The sequence below is a fragment of the Leclercia sp. genome, from assembly GCF_036780805.1.
Lineage (GTDB): Bacteria > Pseudomonadota > Gammaproteobacteria > Enterobacterales > Enterobacteriaceae > Enterobacter.
Genome location: NZ_DAIQCE010000018.1, coordinates 1 through 26715, shown reverse-complemented (window position 1 = coordinate 26715; position 26715 = coordinate 1). Strand labels below are relative to the sequence as shown.

General features: G+C 61.1%; 25 protein-coding genes and 1 pseudogene. 17 read left to right on the top strand and 9 right to left on the bottom strand.

Features of this window, described 5'->3' with window-relative positions; all coding sequences use genetic code 11:
- Positions 1-4: 4 nt before the first annotated feature.
- Genes gabD through glaH form a run of 3 tightly spaced genes read right to left on the bottom strand, consistent with a single transcriptional unit; the run spans position 5 to position 3734 of the window.
- Positions 5-1453, bottom strand: coding sequence for an NADP-dependent succinate-semialdehyde dehydrogenase (gene gabD, locus V7Q49_RS22435; protein ID WP_333855357.1), 1449 nt, complete (start codon positions 1451-1453; stop codon positions 5-7).
- 23 nt (positions 1454-1476) lie between these two features.
- Positions 1477-2745: an L-2-hydroxyglutarate oxidase gene (gene lhgO / locus V7Q49_RS22430; protein WP_333855355.1), complete on the bottom strand. Its 1269-nt coding sequence runs from the start codon at positions 2743-2745 to the stop codon at positions 1477-1479.
- An 11-nt stretch (positions 2746-2756) separates the two neighbouring features.
- Positions 2757-3734, bottom strand: coding sequence for a glutarate dioxygenase GlaH (glaH, locus tag V7Q49_RS22425; RefSeq protein ID WP_333855353.1), 978 nt, complete (start codon positions 3732-3734; stop codon positions 2757-2759).
- Between the two features lie 351 nt (positions 3735-4085).
- Between glaH and V7Q49_RS22420 the strand changes: the two genes are divergently transcribed.
- The 5 genes and pseudogenes from V7Q49_RS22420 to V7Q49_RS22400 form a co-directional block, all read left to right on the top strand.
- Positions 4086-5567 (top strand): APC family permease, encoded by a 1482-nt coding sequence (locus V7Q49_RS22420; protein ID WP_333855350.1) that lies wholly within the window; start codon positions 4086-4088, stop codon positions 5565-5567.
- Between the two features lie 32 nt (positions 5568-5599).
- Positions 5600-7024, top strand: coding sequence for an aminobutyraldehyde dehydrogenase (gene patD, locus V7Q49_RS22415; protein ID WP_333855348.1), 1425 nt, complete (start codon positions 5600-5602; stop codon positions 7022-7024).
- 120 nt (positions 7025-7144) lie between these two features.
- Positions 7145-7429, top strand: a complete 285-nt coding sequence (locus V7Q49_RS22410; RefSeq protein ID WP_333855347.1) for a hypothetical protein — start codon at positions 7145-7147, stop codon at positions 7427-7429.
- An 11-nt stretch (positions 7430-7440) separates the two neighbouring features.
- Positions 7441-7833, top strand: coding sequence for a type II toxin-antitoxin system PemK/MazF family toxin (locus tag V7Q49_RS22405; RefSeq protein WP_333855345.1), 393 nt, complete (start codon positions 7441-7443; stop codon positions 7831-7833).
- A gap of 170 nt (positions 7834-8003) precedes the next feature.
- Positions 8004-8144 (top strand): annotated as a pseudogene (locus V7Q49_RS22400) (VOC family protein); the annotation flags it as partial.
- A gap of 62 nt (positions 8145-8206) precedes the next feature.
- Here V7Q49_RS22400 and V7Q49_RS22395 read toward each other — a convergent pair.
- Positions 8207-9214, bottom strand: a complete 1008-nt coding sequence (locus tag V7Q49_RS22395; RefSeq protein ID WP_333855343.1) for a LacI family DNA-binding transcriptional regulator — start codon at positions 9212-9214, stop codon at positions 8207-8209.
- 185 nt (positions 9215-9399) lie between these two features.
- Here V7Q49_RS22395 and V7Q49_RS22390 point away from each other — a divergent pair, with 185 nt between their 5' ends.
- The 7 genes from V7Q49_RS22390 to V7Q49_RS22360 all read left to right on the top strand — a co-directional run bounded on the left by V7Q49_RS22390 (position 9400) and on the right by V7Q49_RS22360 (position 17025).
- On the top strand, positions 9400-10488 hold the full coding sequence (locus V7Q49_RS22390; protein WP_333855342.1) for a cellulase family glycosylhydrolase: 1089 nt from the start codon (positions 9400-9402) through the stop codon (positions 10486-10488).
- Positions 10489-10533: 45 nt separating this feature from the next.
- The gene (locus tag V7Q49_RS22385; RefSeq protein WP_333855340.1) at positions 10534-11925 is read left to right on the top strand and encodes an MFS transporter; all 1392 of its coding nucleotides are present in this window, start codon (positions 10534-10536) and stop codon (positions 11923-11925) included.
- A gap of 278 nt (positions 11926-12203) precedes the next feature.
- Positions 12204-13445 (top strand): MFS transporter, encoded by a 1242-nt coding sequence (locus tag V7Q49_RS22380; protein ID WP_442913094.1) that lies wholly within the window; start codon positions 12204-12206, stop codon positions 13443-13445.
- A 17-nt stretch (positions 13446-13462) separates the two neighbouring features.
- Positions 13463-14614 carry a mandelate racemase/muconate lactonizing enzyme family protein gene (locus V7Q49_RS22375; protein WP_333855338.1) on the top strand — a complete coding sequence of 384 codons (1152 nt, stop codon included), beginning with the start codon at positions 13463-13465 and terminating at the stop codon, positions 14612-14614.
- Positions 14608-15504 (top strand): dihydrodipicolinate synthase family protein, encoded by an 897-nt coding sequence (locus V7Q49_RS22370; protein WP_333855336.1) that lies wholly within the window; start codon positions 14608-14610, stop codon positions 15502-15504. The genes V7Q49_RS22375 and V7Q49_RS22370 overlap by 7 nt, the downstream gene beginning before the upstream one ends.
- A complete protein-coding gene (locus V7Q49_RS22365) occupies positions 15501-16394 on the top strand; it encodes a 2-dehydro-3-deoxygalactonokinase (protein ID WP_333855334.1) in 894 nt (297 codons plus the stop codon). The genes V7Q49_RS22370 and V7Q49_RS22365 overlap by 4 nt, the downstream gene beginning before the upstream one ends.
- Positions 16384-17025: a 2-dehydro-3-deoxyphosphogluconate aldolase gene (locus V7Q49_RS22360; RefSeq protein ID WP_333855332.1), complete on the top strand. Its 642-nt coding sequence runs from the start codon at positions 16384-16386 to the stop codon at positions 17023-17025. The genes V7Q49_RS22365 and V7Q49_RS22360 overlap by 11 nt, the downstream gene beginning before the upstream one ends.
- Here the strand turns inward: V7Q49_RS22360 and V7Q49_RS22355 are convergent.
- From V7Q49_RS22355 to V7Q49_RS22335, 5 genes are all read right to left on the bottom strand, one after another.
- Positions 16963-17652: a helix-turn-helix domain-containing protein gene (locus V7Q49_RS22355; protein WP_333855329.1), complete on the bottom strand. Its 690-nt coding sequence runs from the start codon at positions 17650-17652 to the stop codon at positions 16963-16965. The genes V7Q49_RS22360 and V7Q49_RS22355 overlap by 63 nt on opposite strands.
- Before the next feature lie 134 nt (positions 17653-17786).
- Complete coding sequence (locus V7Q49_RS22350) at positions 17787-18608, bottom strand: alpha/beta fold hydrolase (protein ID WP_333855328.1); 822 nt, start codon at positions 18606-18608, stop codon at positions 17787-17789.
- A gap of 30 nt (positions 18609-18638) precedes the next feature.
- A complete protein-coding gene (locus V7Q49_RS22345) occupies positions 18639-20249 on the bottom strand; it encodes an MFS transporter (protein WP_333855326.1) in 1611 nt (536 codons plus the stop codon).
- Positions 20246-20656 (bottom strand): DoxX family protein, encoded by a 411-nt coding sequence (locus V7Q49_RS22340; protein WP_333855402.1) that lies wholly within the window; start codon positions 20654-20656, stop codon positions 20246-20248. Before V7Q49_RS22340 ends, V7Q49_RS22345 begins: the two co-directional genes overlap by 4 nt.
- Positions 20657-20661: 5 nt before the next feature.
- The gene (locus V7Q49_RS22335) at positions 20662-22533 is read right to left on the bottom strand and encodes an amidohydrolase (RefSeq protein ID WP_333855324.1); all 1872 of its coding nucleotides are present in this window, start codon (positions 22531-22533) and stop codon (positions 20662-20664) included.
- Between the two features lie 211 nt (positions 22534-22744).
- Here V7Q49_RS22335 and V7Q49_RS22330 point away from each other — a divergent pair, with 211 nt between their 5' ends.
- From V7Q49_RS22330 to V7Q49_RS22310, 5 genes are all read left to right on the top strand, one after another.
- Positions 22745-23437: a hydrolase gene (locus V7Q49_RS22330; protein WP_333855322.1), complete on the top strand. Its 693-nt coding sequence runs from the start codon at positions 22745-22747 to the stop codon at positions 23435-23437.
- 59 nt (positions 23438-23496) lie between these two features.
- Positions 23497-23706 (top strand): DUF1427 family protein, encoded by a 210-nt coding sequence (locus V7Q49_RS22325; protein ID WP_032616311.1) that lies wholly within the window; start codon positions 23497-23499, stop codon positions 23704-23706.
- Positions 23703-23960, top strand: a complete 258-nt coding sequence (locus tag V7Q49_RS22320) for a DUF1427 family protein (RefSeq protein WP_333855320.1) — start codon at positions 23703-23705, stop codon at positions 23958-23960. Before V7Q49_RS22325 ends, V7Q49_RS22320 begins: the two co-directional genes overlap by 4 nt.
- Before the next feature lie 26 nt (positions 23961-23986).
- Positions 23987-24355 (top strand): response regulator, encoded by a 369-nt coding sequence (locus V7Q49_RS22315; protein ID WP_333855318.1) that lies wholly within the window; start codon positions 23987-23989, stop codon positions 24353-24355.
- A 58-nt stretch (positions 24356-24413) separates the two neighbouring features.
- A partial coding sequence (locus tag V7Q49_RS22310) for an ATP-binding protein (RefSeq protein WP_333855316.1) occupies positions 24414-26715 on the top strand: 2302 nt, incomplete at its 3' end.

The following is a 26715-nucleotide window of genomic DNA, read 5'->3' as shown; positions in this document are numbered from 1 at the left end:
TGAATTAAAGGCCGATGCACATATATTTGATTTCTAAGTAATCTTCGATGCCGTACTTGGAACCTTCCCGACCCAGGCCGGAGGCTTTAATGCCGCCGAACGGGGCCACTTCGTTGGAGATAATCCCGGTGTTGATCCCGACGATGCCGTACTCCAGCGCCTCGCCGACGCGGAACACGCGGCTCAAATCGCGGGCATAGAAGTAGGCGGCGAGGCCGAACTCGGTGTCGTTCGCCATCTGGATCACGTCCGCTTCATCTTTAAAGCGGAACAGCGGCGCCAGCGGGCCGAAGGTCTCTTCTTTTGCCACTTTGGCATCACCGGGTACATCTACCAGAATAGTCGGTTGGAAGAAGTTGCCGCCGAGTTTATGCAGCGATCCGCCGGTAATCACCCGCGCGCCTTTCTCCAGCGCGTCGGCAATGTGTTCTTCGACCTTGTCGACCGCCTTGCTGTCGATCAGCGGCCCGATGGTGACGCCCTGGGTCAGGCCGTCGCCGATCTGCATCTTATCCACCGCCTGCTGGAGTTTTTCGGCAAAGCGATCGTAGACGCCGTCCTGCACGTACAGGCGGTTAGCGCAGACGCAGGTCTGCCCGGCGTTGCGGAACTTCGAGGCCAGCGCCCCTTCCACGGCTTTATCGAGGTCGGCATCGTCAAAGACAATAAAAGGCGCGTTGCCGCCCAGCTCCAGCGAGACCTTTTTGATGTCCTTCGCGCACTGGGCCATCAGCTGGCGGCCAATCTCGGTCGAGCCGGTAAAGGAGAGCTTGCGCACCAGCGGGTTGCTGGTCAGCTCGTTGCCGATGTCGGACGCTGAACCGGTGACTACGTTAAACACGCCTGTCGGGATCCCGGCGCGTTGCGCCAGTTCGGCCAGCGCCAGCGCGGAGTAGGGGGTCTGGCTGGCGGGTTTGAGGACCATGGTGCAGCCTGCCGCCAGAGCCGGGCCGGCCTTGCGGGTGATCATCGCCGCCGGGAAGTTCCACGGGGTGATGGCCGCCGTCACGCCAATCGGCTGCTTAATCACGATTAAACGCTTGTCCGCCTGATGGCCCGGAATGGTGTCGCCGTAGACGCGTTTCCCCTCTTCGGCGAACCACTCGATAAAGGAGGCGGCGTAGCTAATTTCACCTTTGGATTCCGCCAGCGGTTTGCCCTGCTCGAGGGTCATCAGCCGGGCGAGGTCGTCCTGGTTGGCCATTATCAAATCGAACCAGCGGCGCAGAATATTGGCGCGCTCTTTGGCAGTGAGCGCTCGCCAGGCGGGCAGGGCGCGGTTCGCGGCTTCTATTGCCTCGCGGGTCTCGTCGGTGCCCATTTTCGGCACGCTGCCCAGGGTCTGGCCGTTCGCCGGGTTGGTCACGGCAAGGGTCTCTCCACGGTGGGCGTCGCGCCACTCTCCTTCTATATAAGCCTGCTGGCGGAATAAGCTGGGATCGTTGAGTTGCATGATGGCTTCCTGTCTCAGAATGATTAACGGGTAAACGCGGCATGTAAGGTCTCCACACTACCGGCAGCCCGCAGCGAACGCCCGGGGTTGTGCTGGCTGGCGAGCAGAGTCTGAACCTTGCTCACAATATGCGCCCCGATGGGGATCGCCGAGGTCGCCGCCGGGGAGGGAGCATTACAGGTATGGATGGTGCGCGGCGTGGTGACAAATAAAAAGTCGTCGATCAGCTTACCTTCTGGCGAAACTGCCTGCGCCCTCACACCCGCAGGCCAGGGATGCAGATCTTTCACCGTCAGGCTCGGGCAATATTTTTGCACCCGCTTCAGATAGCCGCTTTTACACAGGGAGTTTTTCATCTCGCCCAGGCCCGAGCGCAGGTTGTTCTGCAATACCCGGCGGATGCCCGTTGAGCCCATAATTTCCAGCATATCGGAGAGGGAGAAATCGCCCTTGCGGTAGCCCTCACGCTTGAAGGCCAGCACCGCGTTCGGCCCCACCGTCACGCTGCCGTCGATCATCCGGGTGAGATGCACCCCGAGAAACGGCATCGCCGGGTCGGGGATCGGGTAGATCAGGTGGTTGACGATCTGATTGTGCTCCGGCGCGAGGCGGAAATACTCCCCGCGGAACGGGCAGATAATAAACCCGGGGTCGATGCCGAGCATTTTCACCAGCCGGTCGGCCATCAGCCCGGAGCAGCTGATTAAGGTGGTGGCGGTAAATTCGCGTCCGTCATGGGTGTGGATCACCACCCGGTCGGCGTGCTCTTGCAGGGCGTTGACCTCGGCGCGATAGATCACTTCGCCGCCCTTCGCCTGGAAGCGGCTTGCCATCGCCGCCGCTACCTCGCGATAGCTGACGATGCCGCTGGAGGGGACAAAAATCCCGCCCAGCCCGGTGATGTTGGGCTCGCGCTCGCGCAGCTCGGCGGCGCTGAGCCATTCGCGCTCGATGCCGTTGGCGGCGGTACGGTCCCACAGAGCCCGCATGCGCTCCATCTCCAGCGGAGAGGTAGCCACCAGCATCTTGCCGCAGGTGTCGTAGCGGATGTTGTTTTGATCGCAGAAGGCTTTGGTCGCCCGGTTGCCCGCCAGGCAGAACTGCGCCTTCAGGCTGCCGGGGGTGTAATAGACCCCGGCGTGAATCACCCCGCTGTTGTGCCCGGTCTGGTGGCAGGCCGGGCCCGCCTCCTTCTCCAGCAGCGCGATGCGGGCGTCCGGGTAGAGATCAATCAGCTGCATGGCGGTCGACATGCCGATAATGCCGCCGCCGATAATCACGAAGTCATACATCCGCGCCATCCCTACTGATGAGTCTGATAGTGGGTGGTGGCGTAGCTGATATACCCGCGCTGGCGCATCAGCTCCCGGCGCAGATCCGGGTGCGGGGTAAAGCGATCCCGGCCGTGCAGCCAGAACATATTGTTGATCAGCAGGAATTTACCCACAGGTACCGGAATGGAGACGATTTTTTTGCTGCTCTCCAGCGCGTCAGAAAGTTCGCTCAGCCAGACGCCCTCTTCAAAATCCTTCGGCTGGACGAACTGGTCGATATAGCGCATCACCGGGCGGCCCTGCTGGTCGACGTCAAACACCGGGTGGAAGACATCGGCGGCGACGTTTTTGCTCGGCGGTGCCGTCCAGCGCAGCGGACGACGGGCCAGCGGATGGCTGAAGAATTTATCCAGCGCTTCCCAGTCGTCGAGGTGCAGCAGCAGGGAGTTGCCGCCCTGCATGTTCTGCTCGTCGATCTTCATCATCAGCACGTAGTCGGTCACTTCGTCGACGAAGGTGCCGTCGTTGTGCAGCTCCAGCACGCGATGCGGCTGGCGCAGGTAGCTGTCGGAGTTATCGACGTTTTTCACCGTAAAGCGGGCGTAGTACTGGCCGCTCATGGCGTCGTAATTGGAGCGCCCGATCAGATGCGCGACGGCGGTGGCGATTTTCACCATCTCATCGGCCTGGGTGACGTTATCCACCCCCTCGGCGTCGATCAGCAGCGCGCCCTGGTCGCGGCTGAGCAGGGTGTTCAGCAGCAGGGGCTGGAGCTGGTTGCCGCACAGGTCATCGAGGATCTTCGCCACCCGAAAGCGCAGGAAGGATTTGTACTCCAGGGCCTGAATGGGCCACTGCTCCACCTCCCGCAGGAACTGCTGGGTGACCTCCGCTGAGAAGGTCAGCTCCAGCAAACGCGGAGACTGCACGGATGTCGTGATGCTGAAACCGGTGATGGTCCGGGACAACGCCTCGTCGGGCTGTTTTACGGCGGTAAGTGCATTCATCAGAATCAATCCTCTCAGAAAGTATTCAGGGAACAGTGCAGTGCATTTCGTAGCCATAAATTAAAAATATCTACATTTTGACGAAATGGGCTTGTTCAGATCGGAATGTTTGAATTTTGTGATGAAGGCATGAAAACGGGCGAAATGGCGGGGAAAATGCGTGTCCAGGGCGGGATCTTAAAAACCTGAAGTGATGCGGCTCACGGAAAAGGGGGGTTAACCTTAACAAAAACGTGACATATCCATACAAATATTAACAAATCGCGAAGTCGATGCTGTACGGCCTTCAGGCGCTCTTCTATACCTTGTTTCGTGTTACCTGCGACTCAACCCATCACAGAGAATAAACGTATGGAACAGACTTCTGGCAAGAAAAGTGAAGCAATTCATAGCGATAATACACAGCAATTTCACCGCTCCATCGGCCTTATCTCTAACTTTTCGCTCGGGTTCACCTACCTCTCGCCGCTGACGGCGGTCTACTCCCTGTTTGCGCTGGCGGTGACGCTGGCGGGGCCTCCGGCGATCTGGTGGATCCCGATTGTCGCCTGCGGGCAGCTGCTGGTGGCGCTGGTGTTTGGCGAAGTGGCGTCGCAGTACCCGATTACCGGCGGTCTCTATCCCTGGGCGCGCCGCCTGTGGGGCCGCAAATATGCGTGGATCGCCGCCTGGATCTACCTCTGGGCGCTGGTGGTGACCATCACCTCGGTGGCGGAATACACCGCCACCTTCGTCGGGTCGTTGTTCGGCTTTGAGACCTCGGCTGGCAACATGCTGATCACCTCGGTGGTGCTGCTGCTGATGATGATGGCCATCAACATGTCGGGGACCAAAAACCTCGCCCGGGTCGCCCGCATTGGCTTCTGGTGTGAGATCGTCAGCGTGATTGCGCTGGGGATCTACCTGCTGCTGTTCCACCGCGCGCAGCCCTTCTCGGTGGTCTTCGACTCGATGGGCGTAATTGCCAAAGACGGCAGCTACCAGCCGGCGTTTATGGCCGCGGCGCTGATCGGCCTGTTTATGTTCTTCGGCTTTGAAGCCTGCGGCAACGTGGCGGAAGAGGTGAAAAACCCGAGCAAGAAGATCCCGCTGGCGATGATCCTCAGCATCGTCTTTGGTGCTATCTCGGCGATGGTATCGATCCTCGGCTACCTGCTGGCCTCCCCGAATCTGATGAATATCGTCAACGGTAAAATTGCCGATCCGATCCCGGCGATCCTCAACGAAGCCCTCGGCGAGACCGGTGCCACGGTGTTTATCATCATCGCGGTGATCGCCATGCTGTCGTGCATCCTGTCGCTGCAGGCCGCGCTGAGCCGCCTGATTTTCTCCTTCTCCCGCGACCAGATGCTGCCGGGTAGTGCCTGGATGTCGAAGCTGTCGAAAAACAGCGTCCCGGACAACGCGATGATCGTCAGCTGCCTGCTGCCGGTGCTCATCTGCGTGTGGGTCTACTTCCAGCCGGATAACCTGGCGCGCATCACCGCCTTTGCGGTTATCGGCATCTACATCTCCTTCCAGATGGTGGTGCTGGCGGCGCTGCGCCAGCGGCTGAAGGGCTGGAAACCGGCCGGGGAGTGGAGCGTCGGCGGCTGGGGGATGCTGGTCAATATCCTGGCGCTGGCCTACGGCCTGTGCGGCATCTGGCTGCTGGCGCAACCGGCCGAGAGCGCGAGCTTTATCGACCGCTGGACGGTGCTGGTGGGGCTGGCGGTAGTGGTGATCTCCGGTCTGATTTACATGGCGCTGGCCCGTCCGTTCGGGCGCTCCAACGCGCCGGAAAATGACGCGATTGAACATGCAAAACGGCTGAACGCCGGACAACCTCTGTAATTTCCCGGAACATAAAAACAATGGAGTCGGCTATGCAAGACAACTTATTGATCAATGGCGAACTGATTGCGGGTTCAGGTGAGAAGCAGCCCGTCTATAACCCGGCTACCGGCGAGGTGCTGCTGGAAATTGCCGAAGCCAGCCCGGAGCAGGTGGATGCCGCGGTGCAGGCCGCCGATCGCGCCTTCCGGCAGTGGGGCCAGACCACGCCGAAAGCGCGCGCCGAATGCCTGCTGAAGCTGGCGGATGTGATTGAGCAGAACGCTGACACCTTCGCCCGACTGGAGTCGCTGAACTGCGGCAAACCGCTGCACTGCGTGCTGAACGACGAGATCCCGGCCATTGTCGATGTGTTCCGCTTCTTTGCGGGTGCCACCCGCTGCCTGAACGGCCTCGCCGCCGGAGAGTACATGGAAGGGCACACCTCGATGATCCGCCGCGATCCGGTGGGCGTGGTGGCCTCCATCGCCCCCTGGAACTACCCGCTGATGATGGCGGCGTGGAAGCTGGGCCCGGCGCTGGCGGCGGGGAACTGCGTGGTGCTCAAGCCGTCGGAGATCACCCCGCTGACCGCCCTCAAGCTGGCCGAGCTGGCCAAAGATATCTTCCCGGCCGGGGTAATTAACGTCCTGTTTGGTCGGGGTAAAACCGTCGGCGACCCGCTGACCGGCCACGACAAGGTGCGGATGGTCTCCCTGACCGGATCCATCGCCACCGGGGAGCACATCATTTCCCATACCGCGCCGTCGATTAAGCGCACCCATATGGAGCTGGGCGGCAAAGCGCCAGTGATTGTTTTTAACGACGCTGATATCGACGCGGTGGTCGAGGGCGTGCGCACCTTTGGCTTCTACAACGCCGGGCAGGATTGCACCGCGGCCTGCCGGATCTATGCCCAAAAAGAGGTCTATAACGCGCTGGTGGAAAAACTGGGCGTCGCCGTCGCCAGCCTGAAAATGGGAGCCCCGGAGGATGAGACCACCGAGCTCGGGCCGGTCAGCTCCGCCGCCCATCTGACCCGCGTCAGCGAGGCGGTAGAACGCGCCAAAGCCCTGCCGCATATCCACGTGGTGACCGGCGGCAACGTGGCGGGCGGCAACGGGTATTACTTCCAGCCGACCCTGCTGGCCGGGGCGAAGCAGGAGGACGAGATTGTCCAGCGTGAGGTCTTCGGCCCGGTGGTGAGCGTCAGCGTGTTCGACGACGAAGAGCAGGTGCTGGAGTGGGCCAACGACTCCCGGTACGGCCTGGCCTCGTCGGTCTGGACCCAGGACGTGGGCCGCGCGCACCGCATGAGCGCCCGCTTACAATACGGCTGCACCTGGGTGAACACCCACTTTATGCTGGTAAGCGAAATGCCGCACGGCGGGCAGAAGCTCTCCGGCTACGGCAAAGATATGTCGATGTACGGGCTGGAGGATTACACCGTAGTGCGGCATGTGATGGTGAAGCACTAATATTATCCGGCGGCAATATCAGGTGATGTTGCCGCCGGTATGGATATATACATTCTATATGGATCATTTTTCTGCCTCCCTATATACTTTGCATATAGCTGTAAAGAAGAGAGGTTAATCATGCCCACCCCAACACGCACTGCGCCGAAAAAATTCCTGTTCCAGCTCCGTTCGGTTGATAACGAATTTGGCGTCAGCGAGGACACCTTTGCCCGTCTGATGGCAGAGCTATCCCTGAATCAGACCGAGTTAGTCCACAAAGCGTTACGCAACCTCGCTAAAGAGGTGCTGCCAGCCTACCAACAGGACGATGGCCCACTGACCGAAACACAGCACGCCGCCGTCAAAAAACTGTCAGGCCTCGACATTACAGAGGACGATCTGGACTCTCCATTATTTAAATAAGCAGGACGCTTATGACCCATAATTACAACCCGTTACCGGCAATCGGTGACATTATCTGGTGTAAGTTTCCTCAACATGAGGATCTGGGGCATCCGGGGCCAAAAGCGCGCCCCGGCCTTATTTTGAATGTCTTCCCGGATCTCCATGCCGTCCTGATCGTCTACGGCACATCCCGCACGGAATCTGTCTACAAAGGCGAGTTTGTCATTGATAGTCACCTTGAAACGGCGGGGCTAAGCTGGCCGACAAAATTTGATCTTAATCGGCTGCAAAAACTGCCTTTTAATACGGAGTGGTTTGCGGTTGCGCCGGGCGTGGAGATCGCTACGCCGTTACCCAAAATGGGCATTATCCCGCCGGTATTTATTCCTGTCATGCGTGCCGCCTGGGCTAAAAAAGGGTAACCGGCATTGCCCGGCGGCGCTGCGCTTGCACGGGCCTACGGGGAATGCACGCGATTGAAATATCGCAGGCTTTTGTAGGCCGGGTTAGCGCAGCGCCACTCGGCACTTCTGTTTATACGTCGATAAACATGCTAAAGAAGTGAGGTTAACAAATACTCAGGACCAGCCCCATGCTCAACGCCCTTAACCATCTGACCCTCGCCGTCAGCAACCTGCCGGCCAGCATCGCTTTCTGGCGCGATCTCCTCGGTTTGCGCCTGCATGCCGAATGGCACACCGGGGCTTATCTCACCTGCGGCGATCTCTGGCTCTGGCGGCTGGCGGCGTGTCGGCAGAAGCCCTATGCGGGAATGGTTTTTACCTCAGAGCAAAATTAACGCGAGCTTGATGCCCGCACCTTCAGCCTGCCCGCCAGGGTCACGTGCGTGGCGGCATCTTCCTGATTGCACAAATACTCCACGGCCAGCCGGCCCAGCTCGCTGTAAGGTAGCTGAATACTGGTGAGCGACGGGGTGAGCTGCTCAGAAATCTTCTGGTCGTCGTAGCCGGCCAGCAGCATATCGTCCGGGATCGTCACCCCGCCGACCGTCAATGCCTGATAGCAGCCAATCGCCAGCCAGTCGCTGGCGCAGAAGATGGCGTCCGGGCGCGCGTCCAGTTCCAGCAGCGCCCTGGTGGCGGTAAAAGACTCGCTGAACTGCCAGTTGGTCTGGCGAACCAGAGCGTCGTCGCAGGGCAGTCCGGCCTGCTGCAACGCGGCCTGGTAGCCTGCCAGCCGCTGGCGGGAAGCCTCCATCCAGTTTTCCCCGGTGATGTGGGCAATGCGCGTCGCGCCGCAGGCGATAAGATGTTTCGTCACCTGAAAAGCGTTGGCGAAGTCGTCCGGGATAAATGACGGCAGCAGCGGCGATGCCGGGTCGCGTTGGTTCAGCAGCACCAGCGGAATGCGGGTGCAGTCCTGAAAATCGGTCATATCCACCAGGGTGGTGACGGGGGAGGCGAGAATAATCCCCACGCAGTTGCGCTTCTCCAGCTGGCGAATGATGTTCAGGGCCAGCTCTACGTCGTCGCCGTAATCATAAACGGTGAGCAGCGCTTCGTTGCGCCAGGCTGCTTCCCGCGCCTGACTGATGGCATCGATAAAGGGATCGTAGCTCTGCAGGGAGCTGACCAGCAGGGCAATCTCCTCCTGGTTGCGCGGGGCATGGATCGCGGGCAGGCGGTCATAGCCCAGCTCGGTCGCCACGCCGATCACCCGCTGGCGGGTCTCGTCGCTGAGCTTGATGTTGCGGGACTGATTGAGTACCAGGGAAACGGTCGCCTGCGACACGCCAGCCGTACGCGCAATATCATTCATCGTGACTTTGTTTTTCCGCTTCATCCGTTCTCTCCCTCTTGCGACATCGCATCATACCTTAACTGCCCGCTTTAGCGCCGCCGATCACGTTTCTTCTTCGGGCAGGCGCGATCTTTGTGAGTGCGGTCGCTTTTCTGCACATCTCAATTTGCGCATTCCCGCTGCGGCTAATATTTATTAGCTAAACATTATCAGTAAGAGGAACAACGATGAAAGAGCAATGGAGCAAGCCGCAGGCGCAGGCGTGGTATCAGCAGCAGGGCTGGCTGTGCGGGTTTAACTATTTGCCGTCAACGGCGGTGAACTGGACCGATATCTGGCAGAAAGAGACCTTCGATGCCAGTACCATCGACCGCGAGCTGGGCTGGGCGGCGGATGCAGGGTATAACACGCTGCGCATTAACCTGCCGTTTATCGTCTGGGAGCACGACCGCGATGGCCTGATGGCGCGCATCGATCGCTTCCTGACCATCGCCGACAGGCACGGCTTCAGCACCATGCTGACGTTAATGGACGACTGCGGCTTTTCCGGGGATGAACCCTATCTCGGGCCGCAAAAATCGCCCGTGGCGGGGAAACATAACAGTCAGGCGGCCGCAAGTCCGGGGCGCGACAAGGTTTGCGATCCAGCCTGCTGGCCGCAGATTGAGTGCTATATCCGCGATGTTATCCGCCAGTTCCGCGACGATAGCCGCGTGCTGCTGTGGGATCTCTACAACGAGCCGGGCAACCGCGGGATTTTTGCTACCGGGACCGAAGAGGTGCTGTACGACGCAAAACTGGAGGCCTTCGCGCATGATCTGATGAAGCTGGCCTTCCAGTGGGCGCGTGACGAGGACCCTGTCCAACCGCTCACGGTCTGCGCGTGGCGTCTGCCTGCGGAAGAGGAGGGCGAGACCTTTTATCAGCACCCGCTGGATCAAACCGCGCTGGAACTGTCAGACGTGGTGAGCTACCACGCCTACACCAACACTGGCCGCATGACGGCGATTATCCAGCAGCTGCAGACGCTGGGCCGCCCGATCTTCTGTACCGAATGGCTGGCGCGCCACGTGGGCGGCACCATCGAAGAGCAGCTGCCGCTGATGTATATGGCGAAAGTCGCACCCTATCAGTGGGGGCTGGTGCGCGGTAAAACCCAGACCTGGCTGCCGTGGCCGGTGGTGATGAAAGAGTCCGCCGACTACTGCCGTCTGTGGTTCCACGATGTGTTCGAGGAGAACGGCATTCCGTTCTCACGCACTGAAATCGCGCTGCTGCAAAAGCTTCGTAAAATTGCCCTGACCGTGCAGGGCTAATAATAACGACCCGGCGGTCAGCCGCCGGGCAACCAGGTACGCACTATGGCAATGACAATGAAAATACCGTCTCGCGAGTTGTGGTCTTACTTTGGCTATGGTTTAGGTCAGTGTTTTAGCTTTGGTTTAGTGGGTTCGTTTATTAACTATTTTTACACCGACGTGCTGGGGATCTCCGCCCTGGCGGCGAGCACCATCTTTCTGATTGCCCGGGCATGGGACGCGGTTCACGATCCGCTGTTTGCCAGCATTATGGACACCATTAACAGCCGTTTCGGCAAGTTTCGTCACTTTATGCTGATCGCCCCGCTGCTGATCACCGGCGTCACTCTGCTGTCGTTCTATAAAATCGAAGCGGACATGACCACCAAAATCCTCTACGCCGGAGTGACGTACATTCTGTGGGGAACGCTGTATGCCATCTCGGATATCCCGTTCTGGTCGATGTCCTCGGTGATGACCAACGACTCCGGCCAGCGCACCCGCGCGGTGACGGCGGCGATGCTGGGGGTGAACGCCGGGATTGCCTGCGCCAACATCTTCTTTCCGAAGCTGGCGGCCTTCTTCGCCCAGCACAGCAACGACAAAGGCTACTTTATGGCGGCCCTGGTGATGATGCTGGTCGGCCTGCCGCTGATGCTCAACGGCTTTATGCAGATCAAGGAGCGCGTGCCGCCAAGCCCGGAAAAGGTGACGATGCGCGATACCTTCCACAACCTGCGTCAGAACAAGCCGCTGTTTGTCATCCTGATCTCGTTCTTTTTCTGCGTGTTTCATAACGTCGCGGGCGGCATCTACATCTACTTCTTTATCTACAACATGGGCGATGGCGGCCTGCAGATGGCGATTGGCATTATGGGGATTGTGGCGGCGGTGGTGTGTCTGATTGCCCCGATGCTGACGCGCCGGATGCAGAAGCGAAAGCTGTTTATGATCCTGTGCGGGCTGGATATCGCGGTGCGCGTGGTGATGTGGTTTGTCGGCTATCAGCACACGGCGCTGCTGTTTATCCTGCTCGGCCTTAGCACCCTGTTCGTGATGATGACCAACATCCTCACCTCGTCGATGATTGCCGACACCATTGAGTATGCCGAGTATCACACCCACAAGCGCTGCGCGGCCATTACCTTCTCCGGGCAGACCTTTACCGGCAAGATGTCGGTGGCAGTGGGGGGCGGGTTAATTGGCGTGTTTTTGACCCTGATTGACTATGTGCCGCAGGCGCAAACCCAGAGCGACAGCGTGCTGTCGGGGCTGTTCTTCGGCATCTGCCTGTTGCCGGCGATAGGCTCGCTGATCCGCCTCGGGGTGATGTCGCGCTTTACCTTCACCGAGGAGAAGCATGCGGAGATTTGTCGGCTGCTGGCGGAGCGCCAGAGTGGCACGGTGGATGAACACGATGAGGAGCGGCTGGATCGCCCGGCGACGGCAAACTAAAAAAAGCCTGACGCCTGCTCAGCAGGCGTCAGTGTTTTAACCGCTGTTTCACTATGTGAAACATTTCTCTCAACGCTTCTTTGATTCCCCTCACGCATCCCGATCCTGCGCTCGTCAGCCTCTGCGGATTCCTTACACTCAGCTTTATAACAATCACGTCACATTTGTTGACACCTTTCCTGACCACAGGAGGTTATATGGCTAATACCGACTCTGAATTCGCAGGTGATTACGCCCCAGCCGGGCAGCAAGCGCCCGCCCAAAGCAGAACCAAAATGATGCTCTCGGCGGGCATCGGGCATTTTATCGAGTGGTTTGATTTCGGGCTGTACGGCACTCTGGCGGCGATTATCGCCACCAACTTCTTCGCCAGCGGCGATCCGGTCATCGGGCTGCTGAAATCCTTCGCGGTCTTCGGCTCTGGCTTTCTGATGCGTCCGCTGGGCGGGCTCTTCTTTGGCTCGATGGGCGATCGGTTAGGGCGGCGCAAGGTGCTGGTGACCGTCATCGTCATCACCTCCTGCTCCACCTTCGTGATGGGCATTTTGCCGACCTGGCACCAGGTAGGGATACTCGCCCCGGTGCTGTTGGTGATTACCCGTCTGGTGCAGGGCTTTGCCGCTGGCGGTGAAAGCTCAGGCGTCATTACCTATCTGGCCGAAAGCGCCAAACCCAACCGGCGCGCCACGCTCACCTGCTGGAGTGAAAACTTCAGTTTTATGGCCTTCGTCTGTGGCTCCGGGCTGGTGCTGTTTCTCACCCACACGCTCGGCGAAAGCGCCATGAACGACTGGGGCTGGCGCATTCCGTTCCTGCTGGCGGCCCCACTGGGGTTAGGCGGGCTATATATGCGCCGAAATATGGAAGACTCCAGCGAATTTAAAAAGCTGAAACAGACCGGCAAGCTGGAGAAAGCGCCCCTGCGCAAATCGCTCTCCACCTCTTCACGCGCCTTGTTGTTCTGCACCGGCTTCGTGGTGGTCAAAGCGGTCAGCAGCTGGGTGCTGCAGTCCTTTATGCCGGGCTATCTCTCGACCCATTTGCACTACAGCAAAACCGACGCCTATCTCATTACCACGCTCGGATTACTGAGCGTCGCGGTCTGTATGCCGCTCACCGGCTATCTCTCCGATATCTGGGGACGCCGCCCGCTGATGCTGATGGGCTGCGGGGGCTTCATCCTGCTCACTTACCCGGCCATGCTGGTGATGAGCCAGGGATCGGTAGGGTCCTCCATCGCGGCCATGAGCATGCTGGGCATCTTTGTCGCCATGTTTAACGGCGGCTGCGGCGCGGCGATGGTTGAACTGTTCCCGACCGCCATTCGCTACGGCAGCATCGCCATCGCCTACAACCTGACCGTGGCGATTTTCGGCGGCGTCACGCCGCTGGCATCCGCCAGCCTGATCTCGCTAACCGGCGATCCGCTTTCCCCGGCGTGGTACGTGATGATCACCGCGCTTATCTCATTCATTGCCGTGTGGCTGGCCAAAGAGACCGCCGGCAAGGTGCTGGATTAACCGTTCCCGGAGTTGTTATGAAAATACGTCACGTTGAATGCTTTCCGCTGAAGATCACCCCAAAGCAGGCCTATCTCGGGGGAAGCGTCGAGGGGCATGACAGCGATTACTACTATCGCCCGGAGTACCGCTGCGTCTACTCGCGCAAAATGGAGACCTGCCTGGTCAAAATTACCACCGACGACGGCTGCGTAGGCTGGGGTGAAGCGCTGGCCCCGGTGGTTCCGCAGGTCATTGCGGAGCTCATCACCCAGCTCTTCGCACCGCTGCTGATCGGGCAATCGCCTTTTTCAAGCGGGGTGCTGAACGCCCGCATGTACGATGCCATGCGCGATCGCGGCCATATCACCGGCTACCATATCGATGCCCTTGCCGCCGTGGATATCGCCCTGTGGGATCTCAAAGGCAAGCTGCTGGGCCAGCCGGTGTGGCAACTGCTGGGCGGCGCTTATCGCCAGACGATCCCCTGTTATGTTTCCGGGCTGCCCGAGCCGGATCTGCCCGCCCGCTGTCAGCTGGCGAAACGCTGGCAGGAGAAGGGCTTTAATGCCGTCAAGCTGGCGCTGGGCTATGGCGTGCGGGAAGACATTGCCAACGTGAAGGCCATACGTGAAACCCTGGGCGAAGAGGCGCAAATCTTCCTCGATGCCCACTGGAATTACAGCGTGGCAGAAGCCGCCGAGCTGGCGACGGCGTTGCGCGAATACGGCGTCGGTTTTCTCGAAGCGCCGCTGTTGCCGGAAGACGTGGCAGGGCACCGTGAGCTGCGGGCCAAAAGCCCGGTGGCGATTGCGTTGGGCGAAACCGAGCGCACCCGCTACCAGTTCAAACCCTTTATCGAGCAGCGGGCGGCGGACATTCTGCAGCCGGACGTGGGCCGCACTGGCATCAGCGAGCTGATGCATATCGCCTCACTGGCGGAGACCTGGAACCTGAAGGTCGCCCCGCATCTCAGCGTCGGTCTTGCGCCCTGTATCGCCGCGTCGCTGCACGTCGCCGCCGCCATCCCCAATCTCTACATGCTGGAGTATCAGCCTCCGGTCTTTGAGATTGCTAACCAACTTCTCACCACGCCGCTCATCTGCCAGCAGGGGGCGTACCAGCTGCCGCAGGGGCCGGGGCTGGGTATTGAAATCAATGAAGACGCCGTCATGGAGGCAACATGTTAAAAGGCAACGTACCGATTCTGGCCACCGCGTTTGATGCAGCGGGCGAAGTGGATTTCGCCTCGATTGAGCGGCTGGTGAAATTCCTTCTGCAACAGGGCATCGATGGCCTGGCGCTGTTCGGCAATGCCTCTGAAGGCTATGCCCTGACCCTGGGCGAAAAAGAGGCGCTGTTCGCCTGCGTGAAAAACCTCACCGGCGATCTGCCGCTGGTGGCCGCCGCCGGGGGGGCCGCCTCTGCGGTGGCGATAGAAGATATCGCCCGGATACAGCGCTGGGGGGCTCAGGTGGCGATGGTCAATCCGCCGTCTGTGGTGAAACCCGGCCCGGAGGAGATCGTCAATTTTTACCGGGATATCTGCGCGGCCTGCGATATCGACATCATGATTCAGGACGCGCCGCTGATGACCGGGGTCAACATCCCGGTGGCCACGCTGGTCACGCTGTGCCAGTCGTTTCCGGCTATTAAGTACATCAAAGTGGAGCAACCGCCCACCACGCTGAAAATCACCGCCCTGAAGCAGGCGCTGGGCGACAGCGTCGGGCTGTTCGGCGGCCTGAATGCCGGTTTTCTCTACGAAGAGCTCCGTCGCGGCGTGATCGGCACCATGCCCGCCTGCGAATTCCCGGACGTCATCAACATGATTTTGCAGGCCTGGCAGCATAACCCGCGGGAAGCGCAGTCGCTCTTTTATCGCTATCTTCCCTTCCTGCGCTATGGCGTGCAGCCGGGTATCGGCGTGGCGATCCACAAAACCGTGCTGCACCGGGCGGGGATCTTCACCACCGACGTGGTGCGCGAACCGGCCAAACGGCTGGACGCGGTCACCCGCGACGAGTTGCAGGATCTCACCGACGCGCTGCCGCTGGCGGTGTTTGGATCGCGGATATGAATTACATTGCCGTTGACTGGGGTACCAGCAATTTTCGGGCGATCGGCGTGCGTGACGGCCAGGTGATCCGCACCGTGCAGGACACCTGCGGCGTGGCGACCTGCGAGCGCGCTGAATTGCCGTCGATCCTGCGTAAGCAGCTGCTGCGGCTGGAAGATGCCTGGGACCCGCACCTCCCCGTGTTGCTGTGCGGCATGATTGGCAGCAATATTGGTATTGCCGATGCGGGCTACATGGCGTTGCCGCTGAGCTTCCGTGACCTGCTGGGTAAGGGCCGCGAATTGCCCGGCATCCTTAGCAACCCGCTGACCTTGCGACCCGGTATCTGCGATCCGCTGGCTAACGAAGTCTGCCGTGGCGAAGAGATGCAGCTAGCCGGGGCCATTGCCCTGACGGATGCCTGCACCTTTGCCGCCGTGGGCACCCACAGCAAATGGATGACCATTGGCCGCCAGCAGCAGCGCGTGACGGGCCTGCGCACCCTGATGACCGGCGAGCTCTATCACCTGGTGTTAAATCATTCGGTGGTGGGTAAAGGGCTCCCCCCTCAGGTGACCTCCGCCAGCGCCTTCAGCGAGGGCGTTGCCGTGGCGCAATCGATCGAGGCCGGGCAGGGCGAGCTGGTGAGCGAGCTGTTCCGCTGTCGCGGGCGGTACATTCTGGGGGATCTCGACCCGGCCAGCGCCGCCAGCTGGCTCTCCGGCCTGCTGATTGGACACGAGATCCTGCGCGGTCACCCGGGAAATGCGCGCGTCTGTTTTATCGGCAGCCGCGCCTTGCTTCCCCTCTACCAGCAGGCCTGCGAGCACATCGGGTTGCCCTGTTCCACCCTGGAGGCGGAAACCGCGCTGATTGCCGGGCTCAATGAGGTATTCCGACATGATGGCTAGCGCCGGGATTATCGCGATTTTACGTGGCATCACCCCTGCCGATTGCGTGGAGCAGGTGGCCTGCCTGCGCGATCATGGCATCACCACGGTCGAGATCACCACCAACTCACCGGAGTGGATCATCAGCCTGCAACGGCTGCGTGATGCCTTTGGCGAGGGGGTGACGGTGGGCGCAGGCACGGTGTTAATGCCAGAGCATGTCGATCTCTGCGCCGCCGCCGGGGGGCAATTTATCCTCACCCCCAACCTCGATCTGCGGGTGATCCACGCGGCAAAACGCCAGGGACTGGGGGTGTGCGCAGGGGTAATGACGCCCAGCGAGATTTTCAGCGCCTGCGAGGCGGGGGCCGACGTGCTGAAGATTTTCCCGGCCAGCGCCCTGCCGGAAAACTATCCGCAACTGATCAAGGGCCCGCTGTCCGCGCCGGTGCGCTTTTCGGCGGTGGGGGGCGTGGACGTCAATAACGCCGCCGATTATTTGCGCTACTACGACAGCGTGGGGATCGGCAGTGCGCTCTATCGCCCCGGGCAGCCGGTCGCCACCACGGCGGAGCGCTGCGCGCAGCTGCTAGAGGGGCGGGAGCGCGGAGCCGCTAATTTTGCGCGCGGCAGAGATCAGAAAATGGCGTAGTTTGTCGATGTCCAGCTTATCGCCCTGGATGTTCGACAGGGCGATGGCGGCCTGCATGCCCGGAATAATGCAGGCCATCCGGTAATCCGTTTCGTTAAAGGTTTTACCAAACACCTGATGGCGCCGGGCCTCTTCGATATCGCGTTTGAGCAGCTGATAATCGTGTACGCCGAGGCGAGCCACGATCTCTTCGTCACTCATGGCCGACAGCAGTTTGATGCCAATCACCGAGTCATGCACCGGAAAAGATTCGTAGTTTCCGATGGCTCTGGCGATGCTTTTGCCGCCGCGGGTATGAATGAGATACACCACGTTTTTGCCGCTTAATACCCCCACAACAATCGACACCGAGTGGCTGCCGGTCTCCTCCAGCATCTCCAGCACGGCGGTATAAAACGCCGAATTATGGATCGCGTTCGCCGAGAGGCGATGGATGCCCATCCCCAGGCTGTACTTGCGCCTGGCGTCCTGCTGCACCATCTCCAGCGCCAGTAGCGTTTGCATCAGACGGGAGACTTTCGCCGGATCCAGCCCCATCTCACGGCCAATCTCACGAATACCAAAAGCACGACTCCCTGTCGCCAGCAGATTAAGGCAACGGAATGCGTCAAAGACAGTGCTGTTCATTTCACTTTCCGGGCAATGTATTCAGGGAGTTGAGTGTAAGGGGAGAAGGAGAAGAAAAGTATTGTCGGCAACGACGAGTGTGAACGCGACAGGAAAAAAGAATAACCGGGGAGCCACGCTCCCCGGGCAACGCCTTACAGCGACTTCACAAAGGCCAGCAGGTCTTCGTTCAGCTGGTCCTGATGCGTTAGCGCAAAGCCGTGCGGTGCATTGTCATACACCTTCAGTTCCGCATGGCTAATCAGCTCTGCCGCCACTTTACCGGTGGTGTCGAACGGCACGATCTGGTCGTTGCTGCCGTGGATCACCAGCGTCGGGACGTCGACTTTCGCCATATCCTGGCGGAAGTCGGTTTCGGCAAAGGCGGTCACGCAGTCGATAGTCCCTTTCAGCGACGCCAGCAGGGCGATGTTCAGGGTCTGGGTCAGCGCGCCTTCGGACACCGTCTGCCCGGCGTTGATGCCGTAGAACGGAGTAGCGAAATCGCTGATGAACTGGGCGCGATCTTTCAGCAGCCCGTCGCGAATACCGGAGAAGACGGACTGATCCACGCCCTGCGGGTAAGAGTCGGATTTGCCAAAGATCGGCGTTACCGCACCCAGCAGCGCCAGACCGGCCACGCGATCGGTACCGTAGGTGCCAATATAACGGCTCACGTCGCCGCCGCCCATCGAGAAGCCCACCAGCGTCACGTCGCGCAGATCCAGCGCGGCGATCAGGTCGTTGATGTCCGAGGCAAAGGTGTCGTAGTCATAGCCATTCCACGGCTGATCCGAACGGCCAAAGCCGCGGCGGTCGAAGGCGATAGCGCGAAAACCGCGCTCGGCCAAATAGTTAAGCTGGCTGTCCCACATATCGGCATCCAGCGGCCAGCCGTGGCTGAACAGCACCGGTTTACCCGCACCCCAGTCTTTGTAGTAAATCTGCGTGCCATCTTTCGCTTTAATCGTCGCCATAGTCTCTTCCTCAAAGTGTTGTTTTAGGTTTTAAACCGGCGCCACCAGATAGCGGGTCGCCGGGGGTGCATCGCCCTGATGAAAAGCCAGCACGCGGCTTTGCAGCAGGTGGTCATTCATGGTGTGGCGCTCCTGCAGGCGGAGGTGCTCCACCCAGGAGCCCATCAGGAAGGTCTCAACCCAGAGACCCGGCTGGTCGATATCTTCATATACCGCCCAGCTGATGGCGCCCGCGCGGCGGCGCACCCGGCGCAGCTCGTGGACCGCCTGCAGGAAATCGCTTACCGCTTCAGGATCAATCATATACTCGCAGGAGACCAGCACCGGGCCGCGCTCGTTGGGGATGCTCTCCCGCGCGTCGTCGGCAATCAGGCCGCTGGTATCGAGGTTCAGGTTGGGATCTTTCTCCAGCTTCCAGCGTAGCACCGTGGCGCTGGCCAGCAGCATCCCAATCGTCGCCACGCAGAGTGAGGTGGCGGTGTTCACGTGGGAGGCAATCTGGCCCCAGAGGGCGCTGCCTGCGGTCATCGAACCGAAAAACACCGTCAGATAGACCGCCAGCGCCCGGGCCTTCACCCAGCGTGCGGCGCTGCGCTGTGCCCCAAGATTGAGGGTCGAGAGCACCGCGATCCACGCAAAGCCGGTGAAAAACTCAAACAGGTTCAGCACCCAGAAGTGACGCACAAAGGCCAGGGCCAGCATGGTGAGGGCAAAGACCAGGCTCGCCGCCACCATCAGCCGGTCGGCGTTCAGGCGCTGGCGCAGACGCGGCAGCAGCACCGCCCCGGCAATCGCCCCCAGCCCGATGCAGGCCAGCATGATGCCGTACCCCGCCGGGCCGAGGCCCAGCTCCCGACGCGCCACCAGCGGCAGCAGCGCCCAGCCCGCGCTGGCGAAGACGAAGAACGCCACGGTGCGGATCAACACGTTACGCAGCACCGGTGCGGCGTGAACGTAGCGCACCCCGGCGCGCACCGCCGAGAAGAAGTGCTCCGGCGGCAGGCGCTGCACCGAGGCCGCAGGCTTCCAGCGCCACAGCACCCAGGCCACGCCCAGCACCGACAGGGCGTTGAGCAGGAACACCATCCAGGGGCCGGCCAGCGAGAGCAAAAAGCCCCCCAGCGCCGGGCCGATGGCGCGACTGATGTTGATCCCCAGCGAGTTCAGCGCCACCGCCGCGCCCAGCTCCGCCTTGCTCACCAGATCCGGCACCACCGCCTGGAACGGCGGCGAGCTCATGGCGCTGCCGACGCTCAGCAGAAAGGCCGCGGCCAGCAGCACCGTCGGGGTGACGTGCCCGGTAAAGGAGAGGATCGCCAGCCCCGCGGCGGCAATAAACATCCACACCTGGGAGAAGAGCAGGTATTTACGCCGATCGACGATATCCGCCATCACCCCGGAGGGCAGAGCGAAGAGGAACATCGGCAGGCTGCTCGCCGCCTGCACCAGAGCGATATCCAGCGGATCGGCGCTGAGGGTCAGCATGCTCCAGTTGATCCCCACGTCGCTCATCCACGAGCCAACGTTGGACACCACCGTGGCGATCCACAGCATGCGGAATACCCGCTGGTGCAGCGGCTGCCAGGTGGACATCGTCGGAGCAGGCGGATGCTCCACGTGCGCGTCGGTTACCTGGGTCATGCGAATCTCTCCGTGGCACGCGAGCGGACCCGCCACGCGCCGGGGCCGGTGATCGCAAGGGTGGTAAAGATAATCAGCAGCAGCCAGCCAAACTGACCTTCGGCAATCGACCAGCCCGGATGCACCACCAGCATCGCCACCAGCAGCACGGCGATGATCGGCACGCAGGCCAGCCGGGTCGCCACGCCGAAGAGGATCAGGATCGGGCAGATCACCTCGGCGACGATCGCCGGGATCAGGCTGAAGTACGGCCCGAAGCCAAAGGGATCTTCGATCCGCGTCAGCTCTTCGCTGAAGTGCAGCACCTTCGGCAGGCCATGCACGTACAACAGCAGCAGGCTGCCGGCGATCCGCAGGAAGAACAGCCCCAGGTCAATCCGGGGCAGGTTAGGTTGGGTTGAGTTCATCACGATCAGAACGCGAAGCAGCTGCAGCCCAGCGCTCCCCAGAAGGCGTTATCGTCGGCCACCGGCATCTCTGCCGTGCGGGCAAAGTCGTGCGCGTGGTTGTGCACCCCGCACGGGCCGCTGCAGTGGTGTACGGCGCTCATCCCCACGCGGGCAGCCTGCGGCGGCGCGGCGCGGTAATGACCCGGCACCTTGACCACCGGCGACCACTCCGGCAATACCGGGATGGCAGGCGGGGCCAGCGGGCCAAAGCTGCCTGCGGCGTAGACGATGTTGCCGTCCACTACCGTCAGCACCGACTCGATGCCCTTGATCTCCTCTTCCGGCACGCGGAAGAAATCTTTGCTCAGCACCGCGAGATCCGCGAGCTGGCCCTTTTTGATCTGGCCTTTCTGGCTCTGCTCGTTCGAGAACCACGCGCTGCCCTGGGTCCAGAGCATCAGGGCGGTGTCGCGATCCAGACGGGCGCTGTGATCGTACATCTGCATTCCGCCGACGGTACGGCCAGAGACCAGCCAGTAGAGCGCGGTCCACGGGTTGTAGCTCGCCACGCGGGTGGCGTCGGTGCCCAGTCCTACCGGCACGCCGGTCTCGAGCATGCGGGTGACCGGCGGGGTGTGGCGCACCGCCTCCATCCCGTAACGCTCGGCGAAGTACTCGCCCTGGAAGGCCATGCGGTGCTGCACGGCGATACCGCCGCCCAGGGCCTTGATGCGGTCGATGTTGCGCTGGGTGACGGTCTCGGCGTGGTCAAAGAACCAGTGCAGGCCGTCGAACGGGATCTCGCGGTTCACCTTCTCGAAGACGTCCAGCATCCGGCTGATGGACTCGTCGTAGGTAGCGTGCAGACGGAACGGCCAGCGATGCTCCACCAGATGGCGCACCACGCGCTCCAGCTCGTCCTCCATGCCGGGGGCCAGATCCGGGCGCGGCTCGAGGAAATCTTCGAAGTCGGCGGCGGAGAACACCAGCATCTCGCCCGCGCCGTTATGACGGAAGAAGTCGGTCCCCTGGCCCGGCTTGAGCATGTCGGTCCACTTCTCGAAATCGTCCAGCTCGTGGCCGGGGCGCTGGGTAAACAGGTTGTAGGCGATGCGGATGGTCATCTGCTTTTTGTCGTGCAGCTCGGCGATCACCTCGTAGTCTTCCGGGTAGTTCTGGAAACCGCCCCCCGCGTCGATGGCGCTGGTTAAGCCCAGACGGTTCAGCTCGCGCATAAACTGGCGGGTGGAGTTCACCTGCTGCTCCAGCGGCAGTTTTGGCCCTTTGGCGAGGGTGGCGTAGAGGATCATGGCGTTCGGACGGGCGATCAGCATCCCGGTCGGGTTGCCGTTGGCGTCGCGCTGGATCTCACCGCCCGGCGGGTTCGGCGTGTCTTTGGTGTAGCCCACCACCTTCAGCGCCGCGCGGTTGAGCAGGGCGCGGTCGTACAGGTGCAGGATAAAGACCGGGGTCTCCGGCGCGGCGGCGTTGATCTCGTCCAGGGTCGGCATGCGGCGCTCGGCGAACTGGAACTCGCTCCAGCCGCCTACCACCCGCACCCACTGGGGTGACGGGGTGCGCAGGGCCTGCTCTTTTAACATCCGCAGGGCGTCCGCAAGCGACGGCACCCCCTCCCAGCGCAGTTCGAGGTTGTAGTTCAGCCCGCCGCGGATCAGGTGCAGGTGCGAGTCGTTGAGGCCGGGGATGGCGGTGTGGCCTTTGAGATCCACGACGTTGGTGGCCTCGTCGTGGTACTGCATCACCTCGGCAACGGTGCCGACGGCAAGGAATTTGCCGTCACGCACGGCCACCGCTTCGGCGAGGGGATTTTCACGATCGACGGTATGAAACTGGCCATTTACCAGAATCAAATCTGCTTTGGCAGAGGAAGTCATAACTGCTCCTGACTGAGAGGGGAAATGTCAGGATTATTGGAACCGGTTACCTAAAAAAACCAGTTATACAAAGGGATAGCTATACCAAAGTATAACTATACCCGCGTATAACTATACGAAAGGTTAATTATACGAAGAGATAATTACTTCCCGGGCCAGAGGGACATAGGATGCAAATGAATTTCACCTGTTCACCTCACTGGATACCATTATGTCTAACGCAAAACTCGAAGTGTTAACCCCCGATAACTGTCAGATGATCTTCATCGACCAGCAGCCGCAGATGGCGTTTGGCGTGCAGTCTATCGACCGTCAGGTGCTGAAAAACAACGTGGTGGGGCTGGCGAAAGCGGCCAACGTGTTCAACATCCCAACCATCATCACCACCGTTGAAACCCAGAGCTTCTCCGGCAACACCTTCCCGGAGCTGCTGGACGTCTTCCCGGGCAAAGACATTCTTGAGCGCACCTCCATGAACTCCTGGGATGACCAGAAAGTGCGTGACGCCCTGAAGGCCAACGGCAGGAAGAAAGTGGTGGTGTCCGGCCTGTGGACCGAAGTGTGCAACAACACCTTCGCCCTGTGCGCCATGCTGGAAGGCGACTACGAGATCTACATGGTGGCTGACGCCTCCGGCGGCACCTCGAAAGAGGCCCACGACTTCGCCATGCAGCGCATGATCCAGGCTGGCGTGGTCCCGGTGACCTGGCAGCAGGTGTTGCTGGAGTGGCAGCGTGACTGGGCGCACAAAGAGACCTACAACGCGGTGATGGATATCGTGCGTGAGCACTCCGGTGCCTACGGCATGGGCGTGGATTATGCCTACACCATGGTGCACAAAGCCCCGTCTCGCCAGACGAGCGAGCACGAAACCCTGGCGCCGGTACCGGCCCCGGTTCGCTAAGTTTGCAGCGGTGGGCTGGGCCCTCATCCGGCCTGCCGCTGACCTCTCTGGAGTCCACCATGAGTACTGGGTTAATTTCCCTCGCGGCAGGCGTATTAATCGGCCTGCTGTACGCGCTGCTGAAAGTCCGTTCTCCGGCCCCGCCCGCGCTGGCGCTGATTGGCCTGCTGGGGATGCTGGCCGGTGAGCAGGCCACCCGCCATTTTCTGCATGCTGACGACACCGCGCAGAAAGCGCCCGTCACCCTCTCCACAGGAGCGTCATCATGAAAGCCTGGGTCGTTTCACTGAGCTGTGGAATTCTGGCAGGGGTGATTTATGCCGCAATTGATGTACACTCGCCCGCGCCGCCGGTTGTCGCCCTGTTGGGGCTGTTTGGCATGCTGGTGGGCGAACAGCTGATCCCGATTGGCCGCCGTCTGTTCCGCCGTCAGCTGACGATGGCGTGGTTTCGTCACGAATGCGTCCCCAAAATCAGCGGTACACCGCCTCCACCCCGTCCCGGTGACGGCCGCGAGGGTTAATCACGTTTCGTTTGAGGAAAGAGAGCATGCCGCAGCGCATAGCCATCATTGATGATGAACGGTCTGTTCGCAGCGGGTTAAGCAACCTGCTGCAGTCGGAGGGCTACGCCACAGAAGCCTTCGACTCGGCGGAGGGGTTTCTCAGCCACCCCACCGCGCTGACAGACGCGGCGCTGGTGATCGCCGACATCCGCCTGCGGGGGATGACCGGTCTCGAGATGCTCGACAAACTGCACCTTATCGCCCCCTCGCCGCCGCCGCTTATTTTTATCTCCGGTCATGCGGATGAAAACATCCAACGCTACGCTGTTGAACATGGCGCTGTTGTTTTTTTGCGCAAACCGATTAATGTCGATGTGCTGCTGGCGCACATTCAGCGCGCGCTCGCCACCTGACAACACCTGCACAACCGATCCCACGAGAACCATTAATTAAGAAAAAGAAGGAACGTGGATGAACAACCCATCGCTGCCTGCACGCTGGCCTGCCCCCGAAAATTTAGCGGAAGGGCGGGCTTTTGTGCTTAAAGAAGACGTCATTTTTACCCCGTTAGGGCAGGAGGGGAGCCTCTGCTGGCTGAATGCCCGCCTGCCCACTTCCGGCGGGTCGTTTATTATCGCCACCGGGGTGAGCGATGAAGAAGAGGCCAGCGCAACGCGCCTGCTGCGCAACGAGTTTGCCCTGCGGGAGTACCTGAGCGACGACTGGGCCATCCGCCCGGTGGCCAGCACGCAGTACCACGGGCGCTTTGCACTGGTTTATGCCCCCTTTTCGTTTGTGCTGCTGACGCGCATCGTTGGCGCGCCGATGGCCTGCATCCAGAGCTTTCTTGAGCTGGCGATCCGCATCAGCCTGCCCCTGCGCCTGATGCATCTGCGCAACCTGGTGCACGGGGATATCAAGCCCGGCAACATCTTTATTCACGATGACAACCGCTGTCGGCTGGGGGGCTTTGGCCTGTCGTCCGGCACCTCGGAAGAGATCCAGCAATCCCGGCTGGCGGTGGTGGGCGGCACCCCCGCCTACATGTCGCCGGAGCACACCACCCGCACCCATCGCGCGGTGGATAGCCGCAGCGATCTCTACAGCCTCGGCGTGGTGCTTTACGAGCTGCTTACCGGCAGCCTGCCGTTTGAGCTGGGGGGTGAGGATCAGGGCAAGTGGGCGCACTACCATATCGCCTCCGAACCCCGCGCGCCCGGCGCGGTCTGTTCCGGCGTGCCTGCCATGCTCTCGACTATCGTCCTCAAGCTGCTGGCGAAAAAACCGGAGAACCGCTATCAGACCGTCGATGGCCTGATTGCCGATCTGCGCCGCTGCCAGGCGACCCTGAGCGATGACGGGGAGATCGCCGCCTTTACCCCCGGCTTGCAGGATCGCTCCCCGGCGTTTCATCTCACCGACACGCTCTACACCGCCCATCCGCAGGCAGCGGATCTGCTCCACGCCTTTGAGCGGGTTAATCGCGATGCCATCGCCGGATTTGTGGCGATTAGCGGCCCGTCGGGGATCGGTAAATCCTCGCTGATCGCCTCGGGGCTGAAGGCCCTGCAACACCGCAGCGTGCTGCTGGCGGTGGGCAAGGTGGATCAGTTCTCCCCCACGCTGCCCTACGCGGCGCTCACCTCGGCGTTTCGTAACCTGGTGCTGCATCTGCTGGGGCTGTCGGCGGAGGAGGTATCCCAGTGGAAGATCCGCCTGTCGCGCGAGCTGGAGGGCTACGAATCCCTGGCCGTCAGCCTGGTGCCGGAGCTGCGGCTGCTGCTGGAGAACAAGCCGCGCGTCGCCAGCGACACTTTCTCCATCGACGCCCGGGCGCGCTTCAGCCATATGGTGCTGGCGCTGGTGAAAGCCTTCGCCAGCGCGGGCTGCCCGCTGGTGCTGCTGCTGGACGATATCCACTGGATCGACCCCGCCAGCCTGCAAATCCTCGAGTACCTGCTGACCCACGCCAGCGCCGTGCCGCTGCTGATGGTGGTGGCGCACCGGGATGCCTGCTCGCTGCCGGACGGCGCTCTGCATCATCAGCTGGCGAGCCTGCATCTGGCCTCAAGCAATACCACCGAACTGCGCCCGGAGCCGCTGTCGGTGAAGGCGGTGTCGCGCTGGCTGGCGGATATCTTCCATACCCGCTCGGCCAGCACCCTCGATCTGGCCGGGCTGATCCACGAAAAAACCGGCGGCAACCCGCTGTTTGTCCATGAGTTCTTCCGCCGCATCGTCGACGACGGGCTGGTAACGCACAACAAATATCAGGATAAGTGGCACTACGATCTGCACGCTATCCGCACCCGGCACTACACCGAAAACGTGGTCACGCTGGTACTGCAGCAGCTGGAGGAGATGCCGAAAGAGACCCAGCTGCTGCTGGGCAGCATCGCCTGCCTCGGCGGCAGCGGTGAGCTGGAGATGGTCTGCCGGGTGGTGGCGATGTCGGTTGCGGAGATCCGCTATGCCCTGCACCCGGCGGTGACGGCGCAGCTGATCACCCTCAGCGCCGGGAGCTATGCCTTTACTCACGACCGGGTACAGGAGGCGGCCTTTGCCCTGCTGGATAACGCCGAGCGCAGCCGGCTGCACCTCACCACCGCCAGCCTGCTGGCGGAGTCGGCGCGTCAGGCGGCGGGCAACGAGATCCTGTTCCGCGCCGTGCATCACGTCACGGCGGCGCTGGACTGCATTCAGCCTGCGCCCCAGCGCCAGATGTTCCGCGAGCTGAGCCTGCTGGCGGCCCGCCGCGCCCGCCGCTCGGGGG